The sequence below is a fragment of the Nocardia sp. NPDC101769 genome, from assembly GCF_044766925.1.
Classification (GTDB): Bacteria; Actinomycetota; Actinomycetes; order Mycobacteriales; family Mycobacteriaceae; genus Nocardia.
The window spans coordinates 177370-189023 of record NZ_JBIWMX010000017.1; the positions used below are offsets into that span (position 1 = coordinate 177370).

The 11654-nt window shown below is 67.8% G+C and carries 11 protein-coding genes and 1 pseudogene; 8 read left to right on the forward strand and 4 right to left on the reverse strand.

Annotation, left to right across the window (positions count from 1 at the left end):
- Window positions 1–2 precede the first annotated feature (2 nt).
- Genes ACIRRA_RS25740 through ACIRRA_RS25760 form a run of 5 tightly spaced genes read left to right on the forward strand, consistent with a single transcriptional unit; the run spans window position 3 to window position 6493 of the window.
- A complete protein-coding gene (locus tag ACIRRA_RS25740; RefSeq protein ID WP_402772828.1) occupies window positions 3–2030 on the forward strand; it encodes a biotin carboxylase N-terminal domain-containing protein in 2028 nt (675 codons plus the stop codon).
- Entirely contained in the window at window positions 2027–3187 is a 1161-nt protein-coding gene (locus ACIRRA_RS25745) for an acyl-CoA dehydrogenase family protein (protein WP_354836432.1), read from the forward strand. Before ACIRRA_RS25740 ends, ACIRRA_RS25745 begins: the two co-directional genes overlap by 4 nt.
- Entirely contained in the window at window positions 3184–3717 is a 534-nt protein-coding gene (locus ACIRRA_RS25750) for a MaoC family dehydratase (RefSeq protein WP_402772832.1), read from the forward strand. Before ACIRRA_RS25745 ends, ACIRRA_RS25750 begins: the two co-directional genes overlap by 4 nt.
- Window positions 3714–4547, forward strand: coding sequence for an HpcH/HpaI aldolase/citrate lyase family protein (locus ACIRRA_RS25755; protein ID WP_402772834.1), 834 nt, complete (start codon window positions 3714–3716; stop codon window positions 4545–4547). The genes ACIRRA_RS25750 and ACIRRA_RS25755 overlap by 4 nt, the downstream gene beginning before the upstream one ends.
- Before the next feature lie 11 nt (window positions 4548–4558).
- Complete coding sequence (locus ACIRRA_RS25760; RefSeq protein WP_402772837.1) at window positions 4559–6493, forward strand: acetoacetate--CoA ligase; 1935 nt, start codon at window positions 4559–4561, stop codon at window positions 6491–6493.
- Window positions 6494–6499: 6 nt separating this feature from the next.
- On the opposite strand, the gene ACIRRA_RS25765 is transcribed toward ACIRRA_RS25760, so the two are convergent.
- The 4 genes from ACIRRA_RS25765 to ACIRRA_RS25780 form a co-directional block, all read right to left on the reverse strand.
- A complete protein-coding gene (locus tag ACIRRA_RS25765) occupies window positions 6500–6925 on the reverse strand; it encodes a DUF4254 domain-containing protein (RefSeq protein ID WP_402772839.1) in 426 nt (141 codons plus the stop codon).
- Between the two features lie 159 nt (window positions 6926–7084).
- Complete coding sequence (locus tag ACIRRA_RS25770) at window positions 7085–7846, reverse strand: SDR family NAD(P)-dependent oxidoreductase (protein ID WP_402772842.1); 762 nt, start codon at window positions 7844–7846, stop codon at window positions 7085–7087.
- Window positions 7847–7927: 81 nt separating this feature from the next.
- The gene (locus ACIRRA_RS25775; protein ID WP_402772845.1) at window positions 7928–8509 is read right to left on the reverse strand and encodes a TetR/AcrR family transcriptional regulator; all 582 of its coding nucleotides are present in this window, start codon (window positions 8507–8509) and stop codon (window positions 7928–7930) included.
- Between the two features lie 33 nt (window positions 8510–8542).
- Window positions 8543–9697: an epoxide hydrolase family protein gene (locus ACIRRA_RS25780; RefSeq protein ID WP_402772847.1), complete on the reverse strand. Its 1155-nt coding sequence runs from the start codon at window positions 9695–9697 to the stop codon at window positions 8543–8545.
- A 92-nt stretch (window positions 9698–9789) separates the two neighbouring features.
- Here ACIRRA_RS25780 and ACIRRA_RS25785 point away from each other — a divergent pair, with 92 nt between their 5' ends.
- The 3 genes and pseudogenes from ACIRRA_RS25785 to ACIRRA_RS25795 all read left to right on the forward strand — a co-directional run.
- Window positions 9790–10758, forward strand: coding sequence for a helix-turn-helix transcriptional regulator (locus tag ACIRRA_RS25785; protein WP_402772850.1), 969 nt, complete (start codon window positions 9790–9792; stop codon window positions 10756–10758).
- A gap of 139 nt (window positions 10759–10897) precedes the next feature.
- The gene (locus ACIRRA_RS25790) at window positions 10898–11176 is read left to right on the forward strand and encodes a transposase (protein ID WP_402772853.1); all 279 of its coding nucleotides are present in this window, start codon (window positions 10898–10900) and stop codon (window positions 11174–11176) included.
- Window positions 11125–11559: pseudogene (locus tag ACIRRA_RS25795) on the forward strand (IS3 family transposase); the annotation flags it as partial. The gene ACIRRA_RS25790 and the pseudogene ACIRRA_RS25795, both read left to right, overlap by 52 nt.
- Between the last annotated feature and the right edge of the window lie 95 nt (window positions 11560–11654).

Below are 11654 nucleotides of genomic sequence, written 5' to 3' on the forward strand. Positions count from 1 at the left end.
TGATGAACACAATGCCGTCCTTTGTCTCCGACAAAGCGCAACCCGTCGCCTTCGACACCGTGCTGGTCGCCAATCGCGGTGAGATCGCGGTGCGGGTCATTCGCACCCTGCGCGCCATGGGAATTCGATCGGTCGCGGTGTACAGCGACGCCGACCTCGACGCCCGCCATGTGCGCGAGGCCGATACCGCGGTCCGCCTCGGCCCGGCCCCCGCGCGCGAGTCCTACCTGAGCATCGACAAGGTGGTCGCGGCCGCCGTGCGCACCGGCGCGCAGGCCGTGCACCCGGGATATGGCTTCCTGTCGGAGAATTCGGCCTTCGCGGCCGCGCTCGAGGCGGCGGGCATCGCCTTCCTGGGCCCGTCCGCCCGCGCCATCGAGGTGATGGGCGACAAGATCACCGCCAAGAACGCGGTGGCCGAATACGGCGTGCCGGTGGTGCCCGGCATCGCCAAGCCCGGCCTCACCGACGCCGAATTGATCCACGCCGCAACGGAGATCGGCTACCCGGTGCTGGTGAAGCCGTCCGCCGGTGGCGGCGGCAAGGGCATGCGCCGGGTCGATGATCCGGCCGACCTGCCCGCTGCCCTGGTCAGCGCCCGCCGCGAGGCTGGCGCGGCCTTCGGCGACGACACCCTGTTCCTGGAGCGCTTCGTCACCCGCCCCCGGCACATCGAGGTGCAGATCCTGGCCGATCAGTTCGGCCACGTGCTGCACCTGGGCGAGCGCGAGTGCAGCCTGCAGCGCCGCCACCAGAAGGTGATCGAGGAGGCGCCCTCGCCGCTGCTGGATCCGCAGACCCGGGCCCGGATCGGCGCGGCCGCCTGCAATACCGCGCGCAGTGTCGACTATGTCGGCGCGGGCACGGTCGAGTTCATCGTCTCCGCCGACCAGCCGGACGAGTTCTTCTTCATGGAGATGAACACCCGCCTGCAGGTCGAGCACCCGGTCACCGAGCTGGTCACCGGCATCGACCTGGTGGAATGCCAGGTGCGCATCGCGGCCGGGCAGAAGCTGGCGGCCGCACAGGACGACATCCGCCTCACCGGCCACGCCATCGAGGCTCGCGTCTACGCCGAGGATCCGGGCCGCGACTTCCTGCCCACCGGCGGCACCGTGCTCGCGCTGTCGGAGCCGGAAGGCCCCGGCGTGCGGGTGGATTCGGGCCTGCGCGCCGGCACCGTGGTCGGCAGCGACTACGACCCGATGCTGTCCAAGGTCATCGCCCACGCCGCCGACCGCACCGCCGCCATCGCCAAACTCGATGCGGCCCTGCGGGACACGCAGATCCTCGGCGTGCGCACCAATACCGATTTCGCGCGCTTCCTGCTCGCCGACCCGGATGTCCTCGCGGGACAGCTGGATACCGGTCTGCTGGACCGTCGTGCGGTGGACTTCACGCCCGAACCGGTCAGCGACGCGCAGTTCATCGCCGCCGCGGCCGAACTCTGGTTGCGCCGCTGGCCGGCCGCCCCGGTCGATCCGTGGCAACAGCCCACCGGCTGGCGGGTCGGCGCGCACGCACCCGTCGGCATCCGCCTCATCGGCGGCGACCGCACCGCACACGTGTACCTCTTCGGGACCCCGGAGCAGGCGACGGCATGGGTCGAGGGCGGCGAAAAGCACGTCCTGACAGTGGAATCCGACGGTGACGCGCTGATGCTGGCCCTCGACGGCCTGCGCACCCGCTTCCGCGTCGCCACCGGGTCCGGTCAGATCTGGGTCGCGGACCGCACCGGCACCGCGCTGCTGCGCGAGGTCGCCGAGGCCGATGTCCGCGGCGGTGACGCCCACGTCGGCGACGCCGAGATCCAGAGCCCCATGCCGGGTTCGGTCATCGCCACCCCCGCCGCGGACGGCGAGCTCGTCGCCGCGGGCACGCCCATCGTGGTCGTGGAGGCCATGAAGATGGAACACACCCTCACCGCACCCGTTGCCGGCCGCGTCGAACTGCTGGTCGAGCCCGGCGCGCAGGTGAAACTCGAACAGCCGCTGGCTCGCATCATCGCCGAGGAGAAGACCCAGTCATGACCGATTTCCTGTCCACCGGAACCCTGCCGGACGAGTACCGCGAACTCGCCCTCACCGTCCGCGATTTCGCCAACCAGGTGGTGGCTCCGGTCGCCGCGAAGCACGACGCCGAGCACAGCTTCCCCTACGAGGTGGTCTCGGGCATGGCCGATATGGGCCTGTTCGGCCTGCCGTTCCCCGAGGAGTTCGGCGGCATGGGCGGCGACTACTTCGCGCTGTGCCTGGCCCTCGAGGAGCTCGGCAAGGTCGACCAGAGCGTGGCCATCACCCTGGAGGCCGGTGTCTCCCTGGGCGCCATGCCGATCTACCGCTTCGGCAACGACAAGCAGAAGGCGGAGTGGCTGCCACTGCTGGCCAGCGGGCGCGCGCTGGGTGCGTTCGGCCTCACCGAGCCCGGCGCGGGCAGTGACGCGGGCGGCACCCGCACCACCGCGCGGCTGGACGGCGACACCTGGATCATCAACGGCTCCAAGCAGTTCATCACCAACTCGGGCACCGACATCACCCGGCTGGTGACGGTCACCGCGGTTACCGGGGGAGTGGACGGCAAGAAGGAGATCTCGACGATCATCGTGCCGACCGACACTCCCGGCTTCACCGCCGAACCCGCCTACAACAAGGTCGGCTGGAACGCCTCCGACACCCACCCGCTCAGCTTCGACGACGTCCGGGTGCCGGCCGAGAACCTGCTCGGCGAGCGCGGCCGCGGCTACGCCAACTTCCTGCGCATCCTCGACGAGGGCCGGATCGCCATCGCGGCGCTGTCGGTCGGCGCGGCGCAGGGCTGCGTGGACGAGAGCGTGCGCTACGCCAAGGAGCGCGAGGCCTTCGGTCGAGCCATCGGCAGCAACCAGGCCATCGCCTTCAAGATCGCCCGCATGGAGGCGCGCGCCCACATGGCCCGCACCGCCTACTACGACGCGGCCGCGCTCATGCTGTCCGGCAAGCCTTTCAAGAAGCAGGCCGCCATCGCCAAGCTGGTCGCCAGCGAGGCCGCCATGGACAATGCCCGCGACGCCACGCAGATCTTCGGCGGCTACGGCTTCATGAACGAATATGCTGTCGCCCGGCACTATCGCGACAGCAAGATCCTGGAAATCGGTGAGGGCACCACGGAGGTGCAGTTGATGCTGATCGGTCGGGAGCTCGGCCTGTGAGCGAGCGAAGCGAGCGACAAACGGGCACCGTCGAGGTGAAGCGGGTCGTCCAGCGCGGCTTGTGGTTCGACGAGTTCGAGATCGGCGTGGTGTACGAGCACCGGCCCGGCCGCACCATCACCGAGGCCGACAATGTGCTCTTCACGACGCTGACCATGAACACCCAGGCCCTGCACCTGGACGCGGCGTTCTCCGACGCGCTGCCGCCGTTCCACCAGCGGCTGGTGAACTCCATGTTCACGCTGTCCACGCTGGTGGGCCTGTCGGTGGCGCAGCTGACCCAGGGCACCATCGTGGCCAACCTCGGCTTCTCCGAGATCGCCTTCCCCAAGCCGCTCTTCCACGGCGACACCCTGTACGCGGAGACCGTGGTGACCGACCTGCGGGAATCCAAGAGCCGCCCGGGCGAGGGCATCGTGACCTTCGCGCACACCGGGCGTAATCAGCACGGCGACATCGTCGCCATCGCCACCCGCAAGACCTTGGTGAGACGGAGCCCGATATCCAGCCCGCTGGAGGAACCGGCATGAGTTGGGAAATGCCCGGCCCCGCTTGGCTTTTCTGCCCCGCGGACCGGCCCGAGCGCTACGGCAAGGCCCTCGCCGCGGCCGACGTGGTCATCCTCGACCTCGAGGACGGCGTCGCCGAGGCGGACAAGGCGGCGGCCCGCGAGGCGCTCATCGCCACCCCGCTGGACCCCGAACGCACCGTCGTCCGCGTCAATGCCGCGGGCACCTTCGAGCACATGCTCGACCTGGACGCCCTGGTGCGCACCGAGTACCGGCGCATCATGCTGCCCAAATGCGAATCGGCCGAACAGGTCACGCGGCTGACCGACTACGAGGTGATCGCGCTCATCGAATCCCCGCTGGGCGCGCTCGCGGTCGGTCGGGCGGTCATGGTGCGCAATGCCATCGGCGTCATGTGGGGCGCGGAGGACCTGGTCGCCGCGCTCGGCGGCAACTCCAGCCGGCACGCCGACGGCGGCTACCGGGATGTGGCGCGGCACGTGCGCTCCCAATCCCTGCTGGCCGCCAAGGCATACGGCAAGTTCGCACTGGACTCGGTGTACCTGGACATTCCGGATCTGACCGGGCTGGCGGCCGAATCGGAGGACGCGGTCGCCATCGGCTTCGACGCCAAGGTGGCCATCCACCCCAGCCAGGTGCCGGTCATCCGGACCGCCTACGCGCCGACGCCCGGCGAAGTCGACTGGGCGCGCAGACTATTGGCCGAAGCGCCGAACCATCGGGGTGTCTTCACCTTCGAGGGGCGCATGGTGGACATGCCGGTCATCCGGCATGCCGAGCGAATCGTGCAGCGGGCCGCCACGGCCGGCAGCGCGGGATTCGCGTCGTAGGAGGTATTGCGGTGGAACCACAGTGGGTGCCGAGCGATCAGGACATCGCCGAGGCACAGGTGACGAGCTTCGCGCTGTTCGTCGAGAAGCGCACCGGGCTGTCCCTGCCGGACTATCGAGCCCTGTGGCAGTGGTCGGTGGACGACCTGCCCGGCTTCTGGGGCGCGATCTGGGACTACTTCGATCTGGGCGAGCGGTCCGACGAGGTGCTCGCGACCACGGAAATGCCCGGCGCACAGTGGTTCCCGGGTACCACGCTGAACTACGTCCAGCAGGTGATGCGGCAGGTCCGCGACGACCGGCCCGCCATCCTGTCCGTCGACGAGACCGGCGAGATCACCGAGATCTCCTGGGCCGCACTGATCGCCACCGTCGCCGCGTTCGCCCGCACCCTGCGCGCGCTGGGCGTCGGACCCGGTGACCGGGTCGCCGGGTACCTGCCGAACATCCCCGAGGCCGTCATCGCCTTCCTGGCCACCGCCAGCATCGGGGCCGTCTGGAGCGCCTGCGGCCAGGACTATTCCGCCCAGGCCGCACTCGACCGGCTCGGGCAGCTGGAGCCCAAGGTGCTGGTCACCGCCGACGGCTACCGGTTCGGCGGCAAGGCGCACGACAAGACCGCCGATATCGCCGCCCTGCGCGCCGGGCTGCCCTCGCTGGCGGCGACCGTGCTGGTGCCGCGCCTCGGCCTCGAGGTGCCCGACACCCTGGCCTGGGAGAGCGTCGATCCCGGTGACCAGTTCGTCGAGCTCGCCATCGAGGAGCTGGATTTCGCGCACCCGCTATGGGTGCTGTACTCCTCCGGCACCACCGGCAAGCCCAAGGGCATCGTGCACGGGCACGGCGGCGTACTGCTCGAACACCTCAAAGCCGTTGCTGTGCAATCGGATATCGGTCCGGACGACACGTTCTTCTGGTACACCAGCCCGAGCTGGATGATGTGGAACTTCCAGGTCGCCGGACTGCTGGTGGGCGCGACCATCGTCTGCTACGACGGCAGCCCCGCCGCGCCGACACCGGATGCGCTGTGGCAGTTGGCCTCCCGCACCGGCGCGACCGTCCTCGGCACCAGCCCCGGCTATGTCCTGGCCTGCGCCAAGGCCGGATCCGTGCCGCAGAGCGACCACGACCTGTCCGCCCTCCGGCTGGTCGGCATCACCGGCTCCTCGCTGCCCCCGTCGTCCTCACTGTGGCTGCGCGACAATGTCGGCGAGCGGGTGCCGGTGGCCTCGATCAGCGGTGGCACCGATGTGGTGTCGGCCTTCATCGGCGGCGTCCGCACCGTGCCCGTCTGGCCCGGCGAGCTGTCCGCCCCGTATCTCGGTGTGGCCCTGGACGCCTGGGACGAGCAGGGCAATCCGGTGCGCGACGAGGTCGGCGAACTGGTCATCACCAAGCCCATGCCGTCCATGCCGGTGTCCTTCTGGAACGATCCCGACGGCTCCCGCTATCGCGACGCGTATTTCGAGATGTTCCCCGGCGTGTGGCGGCACGGCGACTGGATCACCATTACCGAGCACGGCAGCATCGTGGTGCACGGCCGCTCCGATTCCACCCTGAACCGGCAGGGTATCCGGATGGGCAGCGCCGACATCTATCAGGCGGTGGAACGCATTCCGGAAATCGCCGAGGCACTGGTCATCGGCGCCGAACAACCGGACGGCGGCTACTGGATGCCGTTGTTCGTGGTGCTGACCCCCGGGACCGAATTGACCGACGAGCTGCGATCCCGCATCAATGCGACCATTCGCGCCGAAGTGTCCCCGCGACACGTGCCGGACGAAATCATCGCGGCCCCCGGCATTCCGCACACCCGCACCGGCAAGAAACTGGAAGTCCCGATCAAGAAACTGTTCCAGGGTGCCGAGGTGTCCACGGTGGTGGCCCCCACGGCCGTCGACGTCCCCGAACTCCTGGACTGGTACGCCGCGCGCAAGCCGCAGTGAGGCGGGTCAGTGTGCACCGGGGAGACGACGACGCCCGGTGCACACTTCCGACGCCAAATCCTCATAGCCGACCGCCAATTCGGCCAGGTGCTCCCAGGCAATGGTGAGTTCCCGTCCGGATTCGCGCGCCAGCGCCGCATAGGCGGTGGCGGTGAATCGGGCCAGCCGATCGATGACCGCGCCCAGGGTTTCGGTGTGCACCCGGGCCGCGCCGTGCGACGGCGGTAATTGCGCGGTCACCCAGCAGTCGATCTCATGCACCAAATCCGTTCGGATGGTGTCGAGTTCGATCTGCAGGGCCGGTTCGGCACTGAGCAGGCGCTCGTGCAGCGCGGTCAGGTCGTGCGCCGCGCGTAGTAGTGGATGACCGGGCTGACCAGAACCTCGACAAGCCTGAAGGACCTGGTTCTTGGATGGCAGTGTGTCCCTCATCGCGACTCCTATAACGCGACCTGCGAATTCCCAGCACGTTAGTCAGCGCAGATGACAAGGACATGTCTGCCGGTTCAACAGCCCACTTCCATTCCGCTATTGGAACCTCGCCGTACCCGATGGACAAACGGTGAGATCACGCCCGTACCAATGGGGAGCTCAGGCCGTAGCGCCGCCATCGATGACCAGATCGTGCCCGATGACGAAAGCGGATTCCGGGGAGGCCAGCCACACCACGGCCGCCGCGATCTCCGCCGGATCCCCGACCCGGCCCAGCGGAATTGCCGACGCCATCCGCGCATCGCGATCCGCGCGAGTTTCGCCCGGGCGGAAGGACATTCGCGTATCGGTCGCACCCGGGCTGACCGCATTGATGCGAATGCCGTCACCGATATGGTCACGCGCGGCGGTCCGGGTCAGCACGCTGACCGCCGCTTTGGATGCCGCGTAGGCCGCCAGACCCGGACGGCGGCCGTGCGTGCCGATATTCGAGGCCATATTCACGATGACGCCGCCGCCATTGCCGCGCATATGGGCGATCTCGTGCTTCATGGACAGGAAGACACCGGTCAGGTTGACGTCCAGCACCCGGTGCCAGTCGGCATCTTCCAGATCGCCGACCGGGGCGGGCATGCCCAGGATTCCGGCATTGTTGAAGGCCACGTGCAGGCCGCCGTGCCGGCGCACGACCTCCTCGATCATGGCCGCCACCTGGTGGCCGTCGGTGACGTCGGCGACCACCCAGTCCACCGTGCCGCCCGCCGATCGAACCCGTCCGGCCGCGTCGGCCAGCTGCTGCGCATCACGGCCCGCCAGCACCACCGTGGCACCGAGATCGGCGAAGGCCTGGGCGGTCGCGCCCGCGATCGTGCCGGCGCCACCGGTGATCAGCACAGTTTTGTCATCGAATCGGGTGCTCATGACGGTCTGCGGCTCCTTTTGAAGAATGATCGTTCTTGAATGTGGACCGTGAGGAAAGCTGTGGATGAATGCGAAACCTGTTCAGCCGAGCACGGATACGACTACGCGGGCCGCATCGCGCAGGCGTGCAGCCGAATCCGGCGTGCGCTCGATGACGCGGACTCCTTGAAAGAAGACGAGAAGGAATCGGGCGAGTGCGTGCGGGTCCGCGTCCGCGGCCAGTTCGCCCTGTGCGCGGGCGCGCAGCAGGGCGGAAGTCAATGTCGTTTCGAGGTGCGCCCAGCTGGACTCCACGAGCCGTGCCACCGCCTCGTCGCAGTGTGCCAACTCGACCGCGCTGTTCACGACCATGCAGCCCAGAGATGAATCGGGACTAGATGCTTCGCGTACGAACCGCTGGACGAGTCCGCGCACCGCGGGCAGGACCGGACCCGGCTGCGACAGCTCGTCCATGATCACCGGATCGGTGGTCTCGAGGTAACGCCGGAGCGCCTTCAGGTAGAGGTCGCGCTTGCCGCCGAAGGTCGAGTAGATGCTCGCCCTGGCAATCCCAAGATGCTCAACCAGATCCGACATGGACGTCGCCTCATAGCCACGCTCCCAGAACAATTCGAGAGCGCGGCGGAGCATCATGTCCGGATCGAACTCCTTGGTCCTCGCCATGGCGAGGACCCTACGACTTTCGGGACCAATCGGTCAAATATGATGGGCTCCGCGGATCTTGCCGAAGCAGGCCTGAATATCGGCCACATGCGCCCGGGGAACGTCCATGGCCAGGAAGTGGTTGCCCGTATTGCCCTCGGGCCAGTGCACGATGGTGTTGTCGCGGTCGGCGAGCCGGCGCATGAGCGGCGAGCCCCCGGCGTACACGCCCACCGGGACCAACTTCTGGCCGGACGGCCACGCGAAGCCGTTGTCGCCCAATCCGTTGTACATGGGCCAGGACGAGGTGGCGGCGGTATCGGAGAACCAGTAGACGCTGGCATTGGTCAGCAGCTGGTCGCGGTCCACGGCATCCTCCAGCTGGTCGGCCAGCGGGGAGAACTCGTCGAACTTGTGCACCAGCCACGCGAGCAGGCCGATGGGAGAGTCGGTCCAGGCGTGCGCGAAGGTCTGCGGCGCTTGGCATAGCAGGACATGGTGATTCACGCCGGACTGCCACTTCTGCATGAGATCCCACTCGGCGCGTTCCTCTGCCGTCATGGTCGGGACGTCCGCCTCGGTGGGCAGGCCGATTCCACCGTCGATGTGCACGCCGATCAGGTGGCCGGGGGCGGCGATCGCCATCTCCTGCACCACATACGCACCCAGATCCCCGCCCTGTGCGCCGTAACGGTCGTAACCCAGGCGGGCCATGAGCTCCACCCACATGCGTGCGACGTGCCGCGGCCGCGTGCCCGGTTCGCGCGGCGCCGCCGAGAACCCGAGACCGGGCACCGAGGGAATCACCACATGGAACGCCTGCGCCGACTCCATGCCGTGCGCACGCGGATTCGTCAGCAGCGGAACGGTTTTCGTGAACTCCACGAAGCTGTTCGGCCAGCCGTGGGTGAGGATGAGCGGCAGCGCATCCGGGTCGTCGGAGCGCACGTGCAGGAAGTGCACGTCCAGCCCGTCGATCTCGGTCCGGAACTGCGGGAATTCATTGAGCGCCGCTTCCTGTGCGCGCCAGTCGAATTCGGTGCGCCAATATTCGGCCAGCTCGCGCAGATAGGCCACCGGGACGCCGCGCTCCCAGCCCTGTCCCGGGAGTTGCCGGGTCCAGCGGGCCCGCGCCAGCCGGTCGACGAGGTCATCGAGATCGGACTGCGGGATGGCGATGCGGAACGGGCGGATATCGGTGCTGGTCATCGTGACTCCTGACGTCGGACGAACGATCCGCTGACCACGGTAGGAGCCATATAGGACTAATCTCGTCCTACTTCGAGCGGAGGGTGGCGGGTATGAGCGACACGTCGGCACGACTGCTGCGGCTGCTGTCCCTGCTGCAGACCCCGCGTGAATGGCCCGGCAGCGAACTCGCCGAACGCCTCGGCGTCACCGATCGCACCGTCCGCCGCGACATCGAGCGCCTCCGCGATCTCGGCTACCCCGTCGAGGCCACCATGGGCGCCACCGGCGGCTACCGCCTGGTCGCCGGGGCTGCCATGCCGCCACTGCTGGTCGACGACGAGGAGGCCGTCGCCATCGCCGTCGGACTCCGGACGGCCGCGGGCTCCGCCATCGCCGGCATCGAGGAAGCCTCGGTCCGCGCCCTCGCCAAGATCGAACAGGTCCTGCCCGCCAAACTCCGTCGCCGCGTGCGAGTCCTGGGAGCGGCCACCGTCGCGCCCGGCACAGGCGCGAACCCCGTCGACCCCGAATTGCTCACCGCCTTGGCCGCGGCCGTGACCAACAAGGAGCGAGTGCGTTTCGCCTACGAAGCCGCCGACGGCTCCGAAACCCGTCGCAATACCGAGCCCGCGGGCCTGGTCCCGCACAAACACCGCTGGTACCTGGTCGCTTTCGACCTCGACCGCAATGACTGGCGAGTCTTCCGCGCCGACCGAATCCACCGAGTGCACGCCACCGGTGCCCGTTTCACCCCACGTGACCTTCCCGCCGCCAACCCTGCCGCGTATGTAACCGGCGAGCGAACCGACTGGCGCACACCGACATTGCACTTCCTGGTCGACATCGCCGCTCCCGCCGAAGCCGTCATCGGCCGCCTGGGCGAAGGCCCCGGTGATGTTGTCCCGCGCGGATCGAACGCCTGCGCCCTGGACATGAACCGAGACGATCTCCCCGAATGGGTGGCCCATCGCCTCCTGGAGTTGGGCGCCGACATCAAGGTGCACAGCCCCGCCCAGCTGACAGACGCCATTCGAACCATCCGCGATCGTGCCGCCCGCGCCATAGATGGCAAAAGCTGAAGAACCAAGACCCAAAGAACGAAGACTCAAAGAACGAAAAGACAAAGAACCAAAGGATCAAAGGACAAAAGATGAGGTGCCTGAAGATCTTCGGACAGTGCCCCCAAAGTAGAATTTGGGGAACTGAACGGAGTTGTTTGTGGCACAGAAGAAGTCGCCGAAGTCGCGGCAGTTCAGTCCCGAGTTTCGAGAGACTGCGGCCCGGGAAGTGGTGGAGAAGTCGCGGGCGGTCGCGGATGTCGCCCGCGATTGCGGGGTGACCGATCAGACGATCCGTCACCGGTGCTTCTTCGCGAAGAAGGCCACCGATTTTCCCAAGAAGCGGTTCTCCTCCTCCAACTCCCGCACCCGCCGCTCCAGCTCTGTTTCGAACATTCCGACGGCACTTACGGCTATCGGCGCATCCACGCCCAACTGACCCGGTGGGGCGCGGTCGTGGACCCGGACACGGTCCGCGCGATCATGCGGGAGCTGGGCTTGGTGGCGTGCCAGCCACGCCCGTTCCGGCCGGTCACCACCCTCGCCGGCGATGCCGCCGAGCTGCCGGACCTGGTGCGCCGCGACTTCACCGCCGATGCTCCGGGGACGAAATTGGTCGGCGATATCACCTATATCCGCACCTGGGAGGGATGGTTGTACCTGGCGACCGTGCTCGACTGCTTCTCGAAGAAGGTCGTCGGCTACGCGATGGCCGAGCACATGCGCACGGAATTGGTGTCCGATGCGCTGCGCATGGCCGCACGCAATGTTCCGTTCCGGCGCGAGGTGACGATATTCCACAGCGACCGCGGATCGCAGTACCAATGCCGCTTAGTTAAGCTGTCTGAGGCAGCTTGATCGTGACGTGTGGTTCGTAGTGGTGCTGACGATGCTTTGGTTTCTTGGTTGGGTAGTTG